Here is a 15,619-nt window from a genome sequence, read left to right as displayed (position 1 = left end):
ACAAGACGATAAAGCGGCCGCGTTGGCCGCTCGAAAGATCACATGACGACGACCGGGTTCTTCTTCGAAACGCGGCTGTAGAGGTCGATGATGTCCTGGTTGATCAGGCGCACGCAGCCCGACGACATCGCCTGGCCGATGCTCCACCATTCCGGCGAGCCATGGATGCGGTAGCCTGTATCCTTGCCGTCCTGGTAGATGTAGAGCGCGCGCGCCCCGAGCGGGTTGGTGAGGCCGCCGGGCTGGCCGCCCTGCCACTTCACCAGTTCGGGCTTGCGCTGGATCATTTCGGGCGGCGGTGTCCAGGTCGGCCATTCGCGGCCATACTGGATGTTGGCGCGGCCGGACCAGCGGAAGCCGTCCTTGCCGATGCCGACACCATAGCGGATCGCGTCGCCACCCGGCTGGACGAGATAGAGCATGCGTTCCTTGAGATGGACGACAATGGTGCCGGGCGCTTCGCCGGTCGTGTCCACGACGATCTGGCGGCGGAATTCCGGCTTGACCTTCAGATATGGCACCTCGGGCACGTTGAACCCGTTGTCCGTCAACGCGGCATACATCAGGTCGGGGCTGGTGATGTTCTTGTCGACGCTGATCGCCGGCCGCATCGGCGGCACGGAACCGGTGACCGTATTGTCGAGATCAAGCGCCGGCATGCCGCCGCCGGAAGTCGAGCAGCCGGCGGCGCTGAGCAGCGCCAGCGCGCCTGCCCCGGAAAGGACGGCGCGGCGGGACAGATGATGGTCGGTTTCGATTGCGTCGCCGTTTCGTGGCGGCGTCAGACCTTGCGGCAACTCGCGCATATACCCAAACCTTACGCTGTCGGCGGGAAGCACGGTCCAGCCGGATAGCAGGTATTTTCATCATTCATGGTTGATAAAGCGTGAATACCTTGCACCGCCTGCATTTGGGCGTCGCCCGGCGGGGTTCGGCCCTCCCGGGTGACCGCCAACCGAGAGGTCCTGCACAAAAAGACCCAGTTCATGTCATAATCCCGGCGTCGGCGGCTCCTACGCAGCAAGCGATCAGCGAGGGGCCTCCATGTGCAAGACGTTAAAGACCGACATCAAGCTTTTTGCCGCTGCCATTGTCGCGGCCGCGCTGGTCCTCGGTGCCAATGTCAGCCTGGCCGATATCGTGAGCACGCTGGGCGGCGCGAACTGACGCCAACCTGCCGTTCGCGCAATTGATGGCGCGGCAATTTCAGGAAAAATGCGTGGTGGTCTTGCGTGCGCAATTGCGCAAAAAACAAAGATCATGCCCCTTTACATTCTCCCGGGGCTGAGGATTTATCCTTTTCCTTAACCCAAGGGAGACAGACATGTCCTTCGAAAACTGGGCCGCTTTCGCCGCCGCTTCGACGATCCTTCTCATCATCCCGGGGCCGACCATTCTGCTGGTCGTGTCTTATGCGCTGGGCCAGGGCTGGCGCACCGCCCTGCCGATGGCCGTCGGCGTGGCGCTCGGCGACTTCACGGCAATGACCTTGTCGATGCTGGGCATCGGCGCGTTGCTCGCCGCTTCGGCTGGTGTCTTCACCATCCTGAAGCTGATCGGCGCCGGCTATCTGATCTATCTCGGCGTGAAACTGTTCCGCGCCGGCGGCGCGCTGAAGGCCGAACCCCGGACCGATGCCGTATCGTCGGCAAAAATGATGGCGCATGCCTGGCTGGTCACCGCGCTCAACCCGAAAAGCATCACCTTCTTCGTTGCTTTCCTGCCGCAGTTCCTCGACCGGCACGCTGACTTCTGGACGCAGATGCTGATCTTCGAGACCACCTTCCTGGCGCTCGCCTTTGCCAATGCCTTTGGCTATGCGCTGATCGCCGCACGCGCGCGAAACGTCGTGCGCAATCCCAAGGCGATCCGCATCTTCAACCGAACCGGTGGCACATTACTGGTTGGTGCCGGCATTGCCACGGTGGCGATGCGTTCGGGCAATTGACGTCCTGACGCGAGGTGAGGCCCGGAGGGCCTCACCATTTGACACTGATCCCCAGATTGCCCTCGAGGATGCGGCGCTTGTCGCCGCCGATATTGGTCGTGTAGTCGCCGGTGGCGAAGATGCTGACCTTGTCCGTCACCTTGGCAACGACGCCGCCGCCGAACTCGAACGAGGTCGACCTGCCCTCGGTCGTGATGTCGGTGGTGTCGAAACTGACACGGTCAGTGCCGCCGAAATCGTGCCAGATGTTGGCCTTGAGATAAGGCTGCAGCGCCATGCCGTTGACCGTGGCCTCGCCCTGCAGCCGCGCACCCAGCCGGCCGCTGACGCTGTCGTCGGTGCCGAAGGAAACCGACGAGAAGCGGTCGTTGGTATCGTCCAGCGACAGATCCTGCCAGACCAGTTGCGCCTGCGGTTCGAGCGTCCAGCCCTGCGCCAGCGCAATGGGATAGCCGCCTTCAAGTGAAGCGGTGACGCCTGTCCCACCGATATCGATGCCGATGTCGCGCGACGATGTCGCGTCGCCGCCGAAGAAGGTGGCCATGAGGACACCGTCGAGGTACCAGCCGCCCTGGCCGATGCGGGTCCAGTAGCCGCCGACACTGGTGCCGCTGACGTCGAGGCTGCCGACGGACAGGTCGTTCCATCCCAGCGCCTGGCCGCGCACATCACCCTTCATGCTGGCATAGGCGACGAACAGGCCGGCGCGATCGATTCCGCCCGAGGCGGTGTCGCGGCCAAACACGTCGAAGCCCGCCTGCAGTCCGAACAGGGTGCCGTCGAAGGATGGCGACACCGTCCCCGACCAGCCCATCTTGGCGTCCTGGCCATAGATGCGGCCCCAGACCGGCGACAACTCCGTATCCGACAACAGGCTTTGCTCGCCTCGCCTTTCGTGGAAGGTGCCGAGCGTCGTCATCGCCAGGTGCTCGGCCACGGGCGGCAAGGCCGAATAGACCGGCACCTCGATGCGATAGAGCACGATTTCCTGACCGGCCGCCGGTACCGGCAGGTCGGGCACGGCAGTCGGCACCACCGGTGGCGGCGGTGGCGGATCAGCCGGAGGCGCCGGAGGCGGCGGCGGCGGTGGTTCGGGTTGCGGGTCGCTGGTTTGCACCGGCGGCGTCGGGTCGACCGGCGGATTGTTGATGTCGCCCTCGCTCGGCGGCGGCGTCGGCGGCAGTTCGGAGGGCGGCGGAGGCGGTGGCTCGGCCGCCGGGGGCACCGGTTCCACCGGTGGCGAGGGCTCGAGCACCGGTGGCGCCGCGGCCGGCGACGTCGGTGTTATCAGTGTCGAGCGCAGATACCAGTTTTCGTCGCTGCCGGCGCTGACGCCGCCCTTGAAAAGATAGTATTCGAAGGCGCCGGCGGCGACCGGCCCGTCAAGCGCGAAGGTCGAGGCGCCCGAGCTGGCCCCGTTGACCGCCTGGACGACCATGATGCCGTCCTGCGTGGTCGCCGCGCCCGCGCCGCCGACATTGACCACGGAAATGCCGGTCGAGCCGGAAGCTGTCCCGCCTGACAGGACCAGCCTGTCGGACGCGGAAGAATCGTCGCCGAGTTCGGTCTGGACAAGCAGCACGCCGCCGGCGCCGACATAATTGCCCGAAATCGTCAGCCGGTCGGTCGCTCCGGTGGTGCCGTTGGTCAGGTCGATGCGCCCGGCATTGGTGACCTGAGCCAGCTGGCCAGCCGTGAAGGCCTGGATCGTCGAGTTGAAGCCGCCGCCATAGAGCGTGCTCGAGGCATCGACGCTGAGCGAGCCCGTTCCGGTGCCGCTGTCGCCGAGCACGAGATTGCCGTCGAGCGTCAGCTGCGTGTCGTTGGTGGCGTCGATGCTCTCCCAGTTCTGGACCCGGGCGATCCCGTCCAGTTTGACGTTGTCGAAGGTCAGCGCGTCGGTGCCAAGGCCGCCATTTATGGCATCCGTGGCGCCGAGATTGGCGTTGGTGAGGTTGCTGAGCTTGGCGGTATCGTTGTCGGCGCCTAGATCGACCGCGCCATAGATGATGCCGCCGCCATTCCAGACGAAATTGTCGGAGCCGAAGCTCATCAGCACATCGCCACCGACCGTGCCGCCGGTGATTGTCACGCTGTCATTGCCGCCGCTGACGCTGATGTTGCCGCCGATCGTGCCGCCCGAAAGGATGATGGTGTCCTGGTCGAAGCCGGTGACGAGGTTGCGGTCGATGGTGCCGCCGGACATGTTGAAATAGTTCTTGTCGAGCTTCATGTTGACGCGGCCGATGCGGCCGCCGGTCATCACCGCACGATCCCCATCGTCGAAGAAATCGACGATGCGCCCGCCCGTCATGGTGAAGGTGTCGAGCCCGTCGCCCTGGTTGAGCGACCCGATCTGGCCACCGCTCATGTTGAAGTCGTCGATGCCGGCGCCCTGCTGGACGTTGCCTGCGACGGTGCCGCCGCCGATGGTGAAGAAATCCGTGCCGTCGCCCTGATCGACCGTGCCGGTGATGGTGCCGGACTGCATGTTGATGCGGTCCGTGCCGGGGCCGAAAGTGACGTTGCCGCTCACCTGGCCGGTGCCGCCGGCGGGAAAGGTGAGCGTATTGTCGCCGCTGGTGTCGGTGAGGCTGCCGCCTGAATCGCCGCTATCGCAGGTGAAGGTGGTATTTCCCGCCGATGGAACCAGCACGCAGGCCGCTAAAGCTGCGGACCCAGGCAGCAACACAAACGCTGTAGTTGCAAGAAGGCTAATAAACCATGGTCGAATTTGCGACGGCCTTCGCCGCGACAAAGAAACCAGCATATCAACGTGCTCCGAACGGCCGTTCGGAAGCCGTATTTCAAAATGCCGCATCGCGTCCCCTCTCAGATCGCGATTACAAGCCCTTCGCCGCGCCGCAATGAGGCCACAATCCGTTCGATTTTACAAAGCCTAATCTGCTCGCCATGGTTGATGAATTGCGACATCTACTGAAATCAGTGTGCGCGGCGCATTGTTGGCGCGTCCGTGGCCCATGCTTTAAGATCGCGTTGGACCGAGGGGCATCGTGCCCGCAACGCGCCGGTCAAGGGGGTTTGCATGGCGATCAAGGATGCATTCGATCTGGCACTTTCGGGTGCGACGCAAGCGGGATTCGTGCCCTACAGCCAAGCGGTGAGCCAATTGCAGTGCTTCATCGGCGATCCGGTGGCTTCCGTCGATCGCGCCATCGCGCAGGACCCCGGTTTTGTCATGGCGCATGTCTTCAAGGGCTATCTCTTCGGGCTTGCCACCGAACGTGAGGCGACGTCCGTGGCCAGGGCCTGCCACGAGGCGGCGTTGCCGCTTGCCGCGACAAGGCGCGAAAAGGCCCATGTCTCAGCCCTCGGTCATCTCGCCAACGGGCGCTGGCATGACGCCGCCAGGATCCTTGAGGATATCACCATCGAGACCCCACTCGACGCCGTTGCGCTGCAGGTCGGGCACCAGATCGACTTTTTCACCGGCAATGCCCGCATGCTGCGCGACCGCATCGCGCGCGCCTTGCCATCCTGGCAGAGCGGCATGCCCGGTTACCATGCCATGCTTGGCATGCAGGCCTTCGGGCTGGAGGAGATGGGTGACTATGTCAGGGCCGAGAAACTCGGCCGCGTGGCGGTCGAGATCGAGCCGCGCGACGGCTGGGCGCAACACGCCGTCGCCCATGTGATGGAAATGCAAAGCCGGCAAAGAGACGGCATTGCCTGGATGCGCGCCAACCCCGAAGCGTGGACGAAGGAGAGCTTCCTGCAGGTGCACAATTGGTGGCATCTGGCGCTGTTTCACTACGATCTCGGCGAGACCGACCAGGTGCTGGCGCTCTACGACGGGCCGATCTACGGCACACCATCAACGATGGCGCTCAATATGGTCGATGCGTCGGCACTCCTGTGGCGGCTCCATCTCGGCGGCGTCGATATTGGCGACCGTTGGGCCGCGCTGGCCGCCAATTGGCCGGGGGCCGGCGTCGGCGACTATGCCTTCAACGACGCCCATGCGATGATGGCGTTTGTGGGCGCCGGGCTGGATGCCCCGGCCCGGACCTTGCTCGAGGCACAGCGCGAGGCCATGAGTGGCAGCGACGACAACGCCGCCTTTACCCGGGACGTCGGCTATCCCCTGACGCTGGCGATCAAGGCGTTCGGCGAGGGCAACTACGCCGAGGCCATACGCCTGATCCGGCCGATCCGCGCGATCGCCCACCGTTTCGGGGGAAGCCATGCGCAGCGTGACGTCATCGACCTGACGCTCATCGAAGCCGCGCTGCGAGGCGGGGACGGCGTGCTCGCCAGGGCGCTCGCGGCCGAGCGATCGATGGCGCGGCCGGACAGTCCGCTGTCGGTCCTGTTTTCACGGCGCGCCGCCGATTTGTCAGAGAATTGACCCGGAGCGGATCTTGCCTTAAAAACTGGCTCGGCCAGATTTTTTCGGGACCCGAAAAAAATAAGGACGTGGGAGGAAAACATGTATCTCGGCCTCGACCTGGGCACGTCGGGCGTCAAGGCGCTGCTGATCGATGCCGGACAGAATGTCGTCGGCTCCGGCCACGGCTCGCTTGACGTCTCGCGACCGCATCCCGGCTGGTCCGAACAGGATCCGTCCCACTGGATACGCGCCTGCGAAGACGCGATCGCCGAACTCAGGGCTTCCCATCCCAAGCAGTTCGCGGCGGTTAAAGGCATCGGCCTGTCGGGCCAGATGCATGGCGCCACCTTGCTCGATGCGGCCGATCACGTGCTGCGCCCCTGCATCCTGTGGAACGACACCCGCAGCCATGCCGAGGCAGCAGTGCTCGACGCTGATCCACGCTTCCGCGCGCTCACCGGCAACATCGTTTTCCCTGGCTTCACCGCACCCAAGCTTGCCTGGGTGAAGAACAACGAGCCCGCTCTCTTCGCCAAGGTTGCCAAGGTGCTGCTGCCGAAGGATTTCCTGCGGCTGTGGCTCTCCGGCGAGCACATTTCGGAAATGTCCGACTCCGCCGGCACGTCCTGGCTCGATGTCGGCAAGCGCCGCTGGTCGGCCGAATTGCTGGCGGCAACGTCGCTCGACGAAAAGCAGATGCCGTCCCTGGTCGAGGGCACGCAGAAGGCTGGCGGGTTGCGTGCCGAATTGGCGTCGAAATGGGGCGTCGAGGCCGGTATCCCGGTTGCCGGCGGTGCCGGCGACAATGCGGCTTCCGCCTGCGGCATGGGCACGGTTGGCGCCGGCCATGCCTTTGTCTCGCTCGGCACGTCGGGTGTGCTGTTTGCCGCCAACGCGTCCTACCTGCCCAACCCGGCAAGCGCGGTCCACACCTTCTGCCATGCCCTGCCCAACACCTGGCATCAGATGGGCGTCATCCTGTCGGCGACCGATTCGCTCAACTGGCTGTCGGAGATCACGGGCAAGGGCGCGGGCGAACTGACCGCTGAACTGGGTGACGCGCTGATGGCGCCGAGCGGCGTGTCCTTCCTGCCCTATCTCTCCGGCGAGCGTACGCCGCACAATGATTCGGCCATTCGCGGTTCCTTCACCGGCCTAGCGCATGAGTCGAGCCGCGCGGCGCTGACGCAGGCGGTTCTGGAAGGCGTCGCCTTCGCCTTCCGCGACAGCCTCGAAGCCCTGAAGAAAGCCGGCACCACACTGACGCGCGTCACCGCGATCGGCGGCGGCTCGCGCTCGCGCTACTGGCTGAAATCGATCGCCACCGCGCTGCAAGTACCGGTGGATATTCCCGCCGACGGCGATTTCGGCGCCGCCTTTGGCGCCGCCAGGCTTGGCCTGATCGCGGCGACCGGCGCCGATCCGCTGGCCATCTGCTCCGCGCCCAGGACAGATGCCACGATCGAACCGGATGCTAAGCTCGGCAGTGCCTATGCCGATGCGTATCACCGTTATCGGGCGCTCTATCCGGCAATCAGGGGCGCCACGGCGTGAGCGGTTTCTCGCCCACGCCGCGGCTCGGCAACTCACTGCGCCGGCACCTTGTCGAGGAAGCCGGTGACGCTCTTCAGGCGGCCGTTCTCGATGACACCGATGTCGGTGCCCTCGATGATGGAAGGCGTGCCTTCCGGGCCGAGATTCCAGGAGAAGCGGATCTTGTCGGCAAACCCGTCCGGCGTGCCTTTCAGCGAGAACCGGAAGCCGGCAAAGCGCTGATGCACGCCGTCGATCAGCGCCGCGACGCCTTCATGGCCGTCGCCCTGCATGAGCGGATCGCGATAGCTGACGTCTTCGGTGAAGGTGGCCTTCAGCAAGTCGGCGCGGCGGCTGGCGTCGCTTTCGTTCCAGGCGGTGATGTAGCCCTCGGCGATCTTGTTGAGGTCGGTCATGGTCTGTCTCCTTTGTTTGATGGCTTTGACATCAGCCTTTTCGATCAGCCCAGGACCGAAACCAATTACGCCTGAGGTAATCAGGGCGAACTATTCGAGAGAGGACAGAAATCATGAGCAGCGGATTTTTCGGCGACATCCAGAAGATCAAATATGAGGGGCCGGATTCGACCAATCCGCTGGCCTATCGCTTCTATAACCCCGACGAGGTCGTGGCCGGCAAGCGGTTGGAAGACCATCTGCGCTTCGCTGTCGCCTACTGGCACTCCTTTGCCTGGCCGGGCGGCGATCCCTTCGGTGGCCAGACCTTCGACCGTCCCTGGTTCCCCAAGGCCGGCGGCGTCGACACGATGGAACTGGCGAAACTCAAGGCCGATGTCGCTTTCGAGATGTTCTCGCTGCTCGGCGCACCCTATTTCTGCTTCCACGACGCCGATGTCCGGCCCGAGGGCAAGGATTTTTCCGAGAGTGCCGCCCGCCTCGACGAGATCGCGGACTATTTCGCCACCAAGATGAAGCAGACCGGTGTCAAGCTCCTGTGGGGCACGGCGAACCTGTTCTCCAACCGCCGCTTCATGTCGGGTGCCGCCACCAATCCCGATCCGGACGTGTTCGCCTATGCGGCGGCGACGGTGAAGAGCTGCATCGACGTCACCAAGCGGCTGAAGGGCGAGAACTATGTGCTGTGGGGCGGCCGCGAGGGCTATGAGACGCTGCTCAACACCGACCTTGCCCGCGAGCAGGAGCAGGCCGGACGCTTCCTCAACCTCGTCGTCGACTACAAGCACAAGATCGGCTTCAAGGGCACCATCCTGATCGAGCCGAAGCCGCAGGAGCCGACCAAGCACCAGTACGATTACGACGTCGCTACCGTCTACGGCTTCCTCAAGCGCTTCGGCTTGGAGAAGGAGGTCAAGCTCAACATCGAGCAGGGCCATGCCATCCTGGCCGGCCATTCTTTCGAGCACGAGCTGGCGCTGGCCAACGCGCTCGGTGTCTTCGGCTCCATCGACATGAACCGCAACGACTACCAGTCGGGTTGGGACACCGATCAGTTCCCCAACAACGTGCCGGAGATGGCGCTGGCCTATTACCAGGTCCTGCAGGCCGGTGGCTTCAAGACCGGCGGCACCAATTTCGACGCCAAGCTGCGCCGCCAGTCGCTCGACCCGCAGGATCTGCTGATCGGCCACATCGGCGGCATGGATTCCTGCGCGCGCGGCCTCAAGGCAGCCGCCCGCATGGTCGAGGACAAGGCGTTGTCCGCGCCGCTGGCGGAACGCTATGCCGGCTGGAACAGCGCCGAGGCCAAGGCGATGCTGGCGGGCAAGCGCACGCTGGAGGAGATCGCCGAGCGCGTGGTGAAGAAGAAGATCGAGCCGCAGCCGCGCTCCGGCCGTCAGGAACTGCTGGAAAATATCGTCAACCGCTACGTCTGACGCGGGCGCTGGACCGACATCTGCCCGGTGTGGCTGAAAGCCGCCGTGATCGCCTTTTGCTAGTCCGCTCTCCTGAAGGGAGATAACAATGGCAAACCGGCCGATCACGGTACGCAAGGCACGGCTGAGCGATCTCGTGGCTCTCAAAAAGGTGCTGCGGGAGACGTTCGAGGGCACCTGGCTGCCGCACATCACCCAGGCATCGGCGCAGCGCTATGTCGAGACCGATCTTGGCGGGCATTATGTCGAGGAGAGCTGGCCGGAATTCACCATTGCCGAGATCGATGGCGAGATTGCCGGCCTGATCCATTGGCGCGGCGATTTCATCGAGGCTTTGCATGTCAGGGCCAGCCGCCAGGGCCAGGGCGTCGGCGGCAGGTTGCTGGCGCACGCCGAACAGGCTATCCGCGCTGCCGGATTCCGCCAGGCGCGGCTCGAGACCGATACGTTCAACGAGCGCGCCCAGAATGTCTACAAGGCGGTCGGCTATGTCGAAAAAGACCGCTATCCGGATGATGAATGGGACAGTGGTTTCACCACCGTGCTGTTCGAGAAGCGGCTGGGCTGACGTCACCTGATTCGGATTTTGGCGTGCGGAACGGCTTTGCGCCAAAGCGCTCATTCGGCGACAAGGTTTTGCCCCTGGGTGCCCCTCAATGACCTCGCTCTTGCCTTCAAACTGCCGTCACGTATCTCGTATAAAAGGGACCTTGTGGCGGGTGAAAAGGAAGGAGGCGAACCGATATGCAGCACGAACGCGAAATCGACGCCCTGCTCTCATCCGGTGAGACCGGATCGATCATCGACCGGCTGATGGCGCTGCCGCGGCCGACCGACGACGTGAAAAATGAATGGGATCGCGCCGTCAGCAGCCGCTTTGAAGTCCGTCTTGTGAGGCAGATGCGCTCACAGATCGACGCTGGCACCGATCGTCAGAACGCGGCCTAACCCCGACGAAGCCTGACCGGGGCTTCGCCAAATGCTCTTGAAAACGCTCTGGAAAATGCCGCGGCGGATGAGAATCCCGTCCGCCCGGCAATATCCGCCATCGCCACCCTGGTGTCGACCACCAGCCTGCGCGCCGCGCCAAGGCGCAGCCTCAGATAATAAGCGCCAGGCGTCTCGCCGATCGACTTGCGAAAAATGCTTTCCAGGGTCCGCGCCGTCACGCCGGCACGCTTGGCTATGGCTTCTATGGTGAGCGGCTGGTCGACATGCGCTTCCATCAGCCGGATGGCCTGCGCCAGGCGTGGATCGTAGCCGTCGAGCCGGCCAAGCGAGACCAGCGGCTGCGCATCGGTCGCCACCCGCGCCTGGTCGTAGATGAACGCGCTTGCCACATCCAGCGCCACGGCCATGCCGAGCCGGGTGCGGATCAGGTGCAGCATCAGGTCCAGCGTCGGTGACGCGCCGCCGGTGGTGAAGACCGGCCCATCGATGATGTATCGGTCGGGGCGCACGTCGACCCCGGGAAAGGCGGACGAAAAATCCTCCATGTCTTCCCAATGGGTGGTGGCGCTGCGCCCCTCCAGCAGGCCGGCGCGCGCCACCAGCCATGTGCCCGCCTCGACGCCGCCGCAGGCGCGAGCAGCCCGCGCCGCGCGTCGCAGGCCGGCGAGCAAGGCCGACGTGGCATAGTTCTGCGTGCCGAAGCCCGCGACCACGACCAGGACATCGGTTGGCTCCGTCGCATCGAACCGGCCGCTGACCGCCACGGGCAGGCCGCATGTCGTGACCGGCGCCTCCCCGGTCACCGAAACTAGTTTGAAGTCGAACAGGGTTTCGCCGGCAATGCGGTTGGCGGCACGCAGCGGATCGACGGCGCATGCCACGCACATGATGGACGCCCCGGAAAACACCAGCAATGTGACCTTGAGCGGCGACTGTTCGGCACGAAAGATTGTCGTCTTTTCGCTTTTTATCATGCGGCCTTCGTAAAGCGCAAAGCAGTCTCCCGCAAGTCGCGCAATGTTATGAGGGTCCCTATGCATGTCGTTGCCCCAAAACCGGTTCCCACTTTTGGGCGACATGCATGGCTGTTCGAATTGGGAGGAGAATTCCATGCCGCTTGCGATGAACCGTGAGGTCTTCATTACCTGTGCCGTGACCGGATCCGGCGGCTCGCAGGATCGCAGCCCGCATGTGCCGCGTTCGCCCAAGCAGATCGCCGATTCGGCCATTGACGCGGCCAGGGCCGGTGCCGCGATCGTCCACTGCCATGTGCGCGACCCCGAGACCGGCAAGCCCCGCCGCGATGTGCATCTCTATCGCGAGGTGACCGAGCGCATCCGCGCGGCAGACGTCGACGTCATCCTGAACCTCACCGCCGGCATGGGCGGCGACATGGTGTTCGGCTCGCCGGAGGCGCCGCTGCCGCTCAACGAGAAGGGCACCGACATGGGCGGCGCCACGAACCGCATGGAACATGTGCGCCAGTGCCTGCCGGAAATCTGCACGCTCGACTGCGGCACCATGAACTTCGCCGAAGCCGACTATGTCATGACCAACACGCCCGGCATGCTGCGCGCCATGGGTGGCATGATGACGGCGCTCGGCGTCAAGCCCGAGATCGAGGCCTTCGACACCGGCCATCTCTGGTTCGCCAAGCAGCTGGTCGAGGAAAAGGTGCTCAACCCCGACGCGCTGGTGCAGCTGTGCATGGGCGTGCCGTGGGGCGCGCCGGACGATCTCAACACCTTCATGGCCATGGTCAACAACGTGCCGTCGACTTGGAACTGGTCGGCCTTTTCCATCGGCCGCAACCAGATGGCCTATGCCGCGGCCGCGGTGCTCGCCGGCGGCAATGTCCGCGTCGGGCTGGAAGACAATCTCTGGCTGGACAAGGGCGTGCTGGCGACCAATGCGCAGCTTGTCGAGCGCGCCGCCAGCATCGTCACCAATCTCGGCGCCCGGATCCTGGGGCCGGAGGAGGTGCGCAAGAAGCTCAACCTGACCAAGCGGGCGCCGATCGCGGCATAGTTTGGAGGGCGTCGAGAATGACAACCGTCAAATTCACCGCGATGAAGGATGGCGACAAGGACGATTACGAGTTCCTGACCGCCCATGAAATCGACTATGCCGCCAGGACCGGTGAGCGGCTGCTCGACGCTTTGGTGCAGCTCGACGAAGGCCTGTCCGGCTACAAGATCACCCGGCTCGGCCATTCGCTGCAGGCGGCGACGCGCGCCTGGCGCGACGGCGCCGACACCGACTGGATCGCCTGTGCGCTGCTGCACGATATCGGCGACATCTACGCGCCCTACAATCACGATGAATACGCCGCTTCGATCCTGAAACCCTTCGTGCGCGAACAATGCACCTGGGTGGTGGAAAAGCACGGCGACTTCCAGCGCCTCTATTACGCCCACCATCTCGGCGGCAACCGCCATGCGCGTGACCGCTTTGCCGGCCATGCCTATTTCGACGACTGCGACCAGTTCTGCGAACGCTGGGACCAGTCGAGCTTTGATCCCGATTACGAGACGCTGCCGATCGACTTCTTCCGGCCCTTCGTGCTCGAAGTCTTCGCCCGCAAGGCCTACGACCCCGCGGTGATCCGCGCCGGCGAGCGTGTGCCTCTCATCGATCCCCAAACAGCCAGGACAAGAACCGGAGCTTCCGCATGAGCATCATCAACAAGGCGGCCGCCATAGGCGGCGGTGTCATCGGCGCCGGCTGGGTGGCGCGGCTGCTGCTCAACGGCATCGATGTGTCGATCTTCGATCCGGACCCTGAGGCCTCGCGCAAGGTATCGGAAGTGATGAAGGGCGCGCGCCGCGCCTACAAGCAGATGGTGCCCGGCGGCTTGCCGAAAGAGGGCAAGCTGACCTTCGCCAAGACCATCGCCGAGGCGGTGGCCGATGCCGACTTCATCCAGGAAAGCGTGCCGGAACGGCTCGACCTCAAGCACAAGGTGCTGGCCGAGATCGACGCCCATGCGCCGGCCAACGCCATTGTCGGCTCTTCGACGTCCGGCATCAAGCCGACCGACATGCAGGTGGCGATGAAGAAGCACCCGGAGCGGCTGGTCGTCGGCCATCCGTTCAACCCGGTCTACCTCCTGCCGCTGGTCGAAATCGTCGGCGGCGATCAGACCTTCCCCGAGGCCATCGAGGTCGCCAAGGAGATCTATGCCTCGATCGGCATGAAGCCGGTCGTCATCCGCAAGGAGATCGAGGCCTTCGTCGGCGATCGCCTGCTCGAAGCGGCATGGCGCGAGGCGCTGTGGCTGATCAAGGACGGCATCTGCACGGTCGAGGAACTCGACGACATCATGCGCTATGGCTTCGGCCTGCGCTGGGCGCAGATGGGCATGTTCCAGGTTTATCGCGTCGCCGGCGGCGAGGCCGGCATGCGGCACTTCATGGCCCAGTTCGGGCCGTGCCTCAAATGGCCATGGACCAAGCTCATGGACGTGCCCGAATTCAACGATGAGCTGGTCGACCTGATCGCCACCCAGTCGGACGACCAGGCGCACGGCCTGTCGATCCGCGAACTGGAAAAGATCCGCGACGACAATCTGGTCGCGATCATGGATGCGCTGTCGAAGCAGAACAAGGGCAAGGGCTGGGGCGCGGGCGCCTTGCACAAGGACTATACCAAGCAGTTGGCCAAGCTGGCGGCGAAGAAGCCGGCGGCCTCGAAGGCTGCCGAAAAGGCCAAGGCCTCCAAGCCGGTGAAGAAGGCGGAAAAGCCGAAGAAAAAGAAGAAAGGCTGAAACCATGGATTTCGGGCTGTCGGAGGAACAGAAGCTCATTGTCGAGACGACGCGCGCCTTCGTCGAGAACGAGCTTTACCCGCATGAACGCGAGGTCGAGCGCACCGGCGTGCTGCGCCGTGAGCTGATCGAGGAGATCAAGGCCAAGGCGATCGAGGCCGGTCTCTATGCCGCCAACATGCCGGCCGATGTCGGCGGCGCGGGGTTGGATACCGTGACCTGGCTGCTCTACGAAAAGGAACTCGGCCGTGCCAATTACGCGCTGCATTGGACCTGCGTGGCGCGTCCCTCCAACATCTTGCTCGCCGGCACGCCGGAACAGCGCGAAAAATATCTGTTCCCGTGCATCCGCGGCGAGAAATGGGACTGCCTGGCGATGACCGAGCCGGGCGCCGGTTCCGACCTGCGCGGCATGAAGGCGACCGCGGTGCAGGATGGCGACGACTGGGTGCTCAACGGCACCAAGCACTTCATCTCCCACGCCGATCTCGCGGATTTCGCCATCGTGTTCATGGCTTCGGGCGAAGAAGATTCGCCGCGCGGCAAACGCAAGAAGATCACCGCCTTCTTTGTCGACAAGGGCACCAAGGGATTCACGGTACGCGACGGCTACCGCAATGTCTCGCATCGCGGCTACACCAACGCCATCCTCGAATTCGACGATTGCCGGCTGCCGGCGAGCCAGGTGCTCGGCGAAGTGCACAAGGGTTTCGAGGTCGCCAATTCCTGGCTGGGCGCCACCCGCCTGCAGGTTGGCGCCACCTGTCTCGGCCGGGCCGAGCGGGCGCTCGGCCACGCCATCGAGTATTCCGCGCAGCGCCAGCAGTTCGGCCAGCAGATCGGCAAGTTCCAGGGTGTGTCGTTCAAGCTCGCCGACATGGCCACGGAACTGAAAGCCGCCGACCTGATGGTGTTCGAAGCCGGCTGGAAGTACGATCAGGGCACCGTCACCGACCAGGACATGGCCATGGCCAAGCTGAAGGCCACCGAAATGCTGGCCTACGTCGCCGACGAAGCGATCCAGATCCATGGTGGCATGGGGCTGATGGACGACCTGCCGCTGGAACGCATCTGGCGCGACGCCCGTGTCGAGCGCATCTGGGAAGGCACGTCGGAGATTCAGCGACATATTATTTCGCGGGCGCTGCTGCGTCCGTTCGGAGCTTAGAGCATGATCGCCCAAGCCGGGATTCGGTTTTGTCGGGCAAACGAGAT

The 15,619-nt window shown here is 64.2% G+C and carries 15 protein-coding genes; 11 read left to right on the top strand and 4 right to left on the bottom strand.

Going from position 1 to position 15,619, the window contains the following annotated elements; genetic code table 11:
* Positions 1 to 38: 38 nt before the first annotated feature.
* Entirely contained in the window at positions 39 to 806 is a 768-nt protein-coding gene (locus tag FJ977_RS08440) for a L,D-transpeptidase (protein ID WP_140770350.1), read from the bottom strand.
* Positions 807 to 1,044: 238 nt separating this feature from the next.
* Between FJ977_RS08440 and FJ977_RS36625 the strand changes: the two genes are divergently transcribed.
* Both FJ977_RS36625 and FJ977_RS08430 read left to right on the top strand, forming a co-directional pair.
* Complete coding sequence (locus FJ977_RS36625; RefSeq protein ID WP_080680899.1) at positions 1,045 to 1,167, top strand: hypothetical protein; 123 nt, start codon at positions 1,045 to 1,047, stop codon at positions 1,165 to 1,167.
* Positions 1,168 to 1,324: 157 nt separating this feature from the next.
* Positions 1,325 to 1,948 (top strand): LysE family translocator, encoded by a 624-nt coding sequence (locus FJ977_RS08430; protein ID WP_140770348.1) that lies wholly within the window; start codon positions 1,325 to 1,327, stop codon positions 1,946 to 1,948.
* Between the two features lie 31 nt (positions 1,949 to 1,979).
* Here the strand turns inward: FJ977_RS08430 and FJ977_RS08425 are convergent, their stop codons facing one another.
* On the bottom strand, positions 1,980 to 4,769 hold the full coding sequence (locus FJ977_RS08425; RefSeq protein WP_140770346.1) for an autotransporter outer membrane beta-barrel domain-containing protein: 2,790 nt from the start codon (positions 4,767 to 4,769) through the stop codon (positions 1,980 to 1,982).
* A 225-nt stretch (positions 4,770 to 4,994) separates the two neighbouring features.
* Here FJ977_RS08425 and FJ977_RS08420 point away from each other — a divergent pair, with 225 nt between their 5' ends.
* Both FJ977_RS08420 and xylB read left to right on the top strand, forming a co-directional pair.
* Positions 4,995 to 6,317: a tetratricopeptide repeat protein gene (locus FJ977_RS08420; RefSeq protein ID WP_140770344.1), complete on the top strand. Its 1,323-nt coding sequence runs from the start codon at positions 4,995 to 4,997 to the stop codon at positions 6,315 to 6,317.
* An 81-nt stretch (positions 6,318 to 6,398) separates the two neighbouring features.
* Positions 6,399 to 7,853: a xylulokinase gene (gene xylB, locus FJ977_RS08415; protein WP_140770342.1), complete on the top strand. Its 1,455-nt coding sequence runs from the start codon at positions 6,399 to 6,401 to the stop codon at positions 7,851 to 7,853.
* A gap of 32 nt (positions 7,854 to 7,885) precedes the next feature.
* Here xylB and FJ977_RS08410 read toward each other — a convergent pair whose 3' ends face one another.
* Entirely contained in the window at positions 7,886 to 8,248 is a 363-nt protein-coding gene (locus FJ977_RS08410; protein ID WP_140770340.1) for a nuclear transport factor 2 family protein, read from the bottom strand.
* 113 nt (positions 8,249 to 8,361) lie between these two features.
* Between FJ977_RS08410 and xylA the strand changes: the two genes are divergently transcribed.
* The 3 genes from xylA (at position 8,362) to FJ977_RS08395 (ending at position 10,635) form a co-directional block, all read left to right on the top strand.
* The gene (gene xylA, locus FJ977_RS08405) at positions 8,362 to 9,687 is read left to right on the top strand and encodes a xylose isomerase (protein WP_140770338.1); all 1,326 of its coding nucleotides are present in this window, start codon (positions 8,362 to 8,364) and stop codon (positions 9,685 to 9,687) included.
* A gap of 88 nt (positions 9,688 to 9,775) precedes the next feature.
* Positions 9,776 to 10,255 carry a GNAT family N-acetyltransferase gene (locus FJ977_RS08400; protein ID WP_140770336.1) on the top strand — a complete coding sequence of 160 codons (480 nt, stop codon included), beginning with the start codon at positions 9,776 to 9,778 and terminating at the stop codon, positions 10,253 to 10,255.
* A 176-nt stretch (positions 10,256 to 10,431) separates the two neighbouring features.
* Positions 10,432 to 10,635: a hypothetical protein gene (locus tag FJ977_RS08395; RefSeq protein WP_140770334.1), complete on the top strand. Its 204-nt coding sequence runs from the start codon at positions 10,432 to 10,434 to the stop codon at positions 10,633 to 10,635.
* On the opposite strand, the gene FJ977_RS08390 is transcribed toward FJ977_RS08395, so the two are convergent.
* Complete coding sequence (locus FJ977_RS08390; RefSeq protein WP_140770332.1) at positions 10,632 to 11,612, bottom strand: GlxA family transcriptional regulator; 981 nt, start codon at positions 11,610 to 11,612, stop codon at positions 10,632 to 10,634. The two genes, FJ977_RS08395 and FJ977_RS08390, sit on opposite strands and share 4 nt — an antisense overlap.
* A 136-nt stretch (positions 11,613 to 11,748) precedes the next feature.
* On the opposite strand from FJ977_RS08390, the gene FJ977_RS08385 reads away from it, so the two are divergent.
* The 4 genes from FJ977_RS08385 to FJ977_RS08370 are packed head-to-tail and all read left to right on the top strand — an operon-like array spanning position 11,749 to position 15,572.
* Positions 11,749 to 12,666 carry a 3-keto-5-aminohexanoate cleavage protein gene (locus tag FJ977_RS08385; protein WP_140770331.1) on the top strand — a complete coding sequence of 306 codons (918 nt, stop codon included), beginning with the start codon at positions 11,749 to 11,751 and terminating at the stop codon, positions 12,664 to 12,666.
* 17 nt (positions 12,667 to 12,683) lie between these two features.
* Positions 12,684 to 13,313 (top strand): HD domain-containing protein, encoded by a 630-nt coding sequence (locus tag FJ977_RS08380; RefSeq protein WP_140770329.1) that lies wholly within the window; start codon positions 12,684 to 12,686, stop codon positions 13,311 to 13,313.
* The gene (locus tag FJ977_RS08375; protein ID WP_140770327.1) at positions 13,310 to 14,404 is read left to right on the top strand and encodes a carnitine 3-dehydrogenase; all 1,095 of its coding nucleotides are present in this window, start codon (positions 13,310 to 13,312) and stop codon (positions 14,402 to 14,404) included. The genes FJ977_RS08380 and FJ977_RS08375 overlap by 4 nt, the downstream gene beginning before the upstream one ends.
* A 4-nt stretch (positions 14,405 to 14,408) precedes the next feature.
* Positions 14,409 to 15,572, top strand: coding sequence for an acyl-CoA dehydrogenase (locus tag FJ977_RS08370; RefSeq protein ID WP_140770325.1), 1,164 nt, complete (start codon positions 14,409 to 14,411; stop codon positions 15,570 to 15,572).
* Positions 15,573 to 15,619 lie beyond the last annotated feature (47 nt).

Origin of the sequence: Mesorhizobium sp. B2-1-3A, assembly GCF_006442655.1 — a bacterium.
GTDB lineage: Bacteria > Pseudomonadota > Alphaproteobacteria > Rhizobiales > Rhizobiaceae > Mesorhizobium.
Note: the sequence above shows the minus strand (reverse complement) of the source record. Positions and strands in the feature narration are given on the sequence as shown.

Bases quoted from the DNA above. Each gene is read 5' to 3' on its own strand.
- FJ977_RS08410 (WP_140770340.1), bottom strand. From the start codon at position 8,248: ATGACCGACCTCAACAAGATCGCCGAGGGCTACATCACCGCCTGGAAC.
- FJ977_RS08400 (WP_140770336.1), top strand. From the start codon at position 9,776: ATGGCAAACCGGCCGATCACGGTACGCAAGGCACGGCTGAGCGATCTC.
- xylA (WP_140770338.1), top strand. From the start codon at position 8,362: ATGAGCAGCGGATTTTTCGGCGACATCCAGAAGATCAAATATGAGGGG.
- FJ977_RS08440 (WP_140770350.1), bottom strand. From the start codon at position 806: ATGCGCGAGTTGCCGCAAGGTCTGACGCCGCCACGAAACGGCGACGCA.
- FJ977_RS36625 (WP_080680899.1), top strand. From the start codon at position 1,045: ATGTGCAAGACGTTAAAGACCGACATCAAGCTTTTTGCCGCTGCCATT.
- FJ977_RS08395 (WP_140770334.1), top strand. From the start codon at position 10,432: ATGCAGCACGAACGCGAAATCGACGCCCTGCTCTCATCCGGTGAGACC.
- FJ977_RS08385 (WP_140770331.1), top strand. From the start codon at position 11,749: ATGCCGCTTGCGATGAACCGTGAGGTCTTCATTACCTGTGCCGTGACC.
- FJ977_RS08430 (WP_140770348.1), top strand. From the start codon at position 1,325: ATGTCCTTCGAAAACTGGGCCGCTTTCGCCGCCGCTTCGACGATCCTT.
- FJ977_RS08380 (WP_140770329.1), top strand. From the start codon at position 12,684: ATGACAACCGTCAAATTCACCGCGATGAAGGATGGCGACAAGGACGAT.
- FJ977_RS08375 (WP_140770327.1), top strand. From the start codon at position 13,310: ATGAGCATCATCAACAAGGCGGCCGCCATAGGCGGCGGTGTCATCGGC.
- xylB (WP_140770342.1), top strand. From the start codon at position 6,399: ATGTATCTCGGCCTCGACCTGGGCACGTCGGGCGTCAAGGCGCTGCTG.
- FJ977_RS08425 (WP_140770346.1), bottom strand. From the start codon at position 4,769: ATGCGGCATTTTGAAATACGGCTTCCGAACGGCCGTTCGGAGCACGTT.
- FJ977_RS08390 (WP_140770332.1), bottom strand. From the start codon at position 11,612: ATGATAAAAAGCGAAAAGACGACAATCTTTCGTGCCGAACAGTCGCCG.
- FJ977_RS08370 (WP_140770325.1), top strand. From the start codon at position 14,409: ATGGATTTCGGGCTGTCGGAGGAACAGAAGCTCATTGTCGAGACGACG.
- FJ977_RS08420 (WP_140770344.1), top strand. From the start codon at position 4,995: ATGGCGATCAAGGATGCATTCGATCTGGCACTTTCGGGTGCGACGCAA.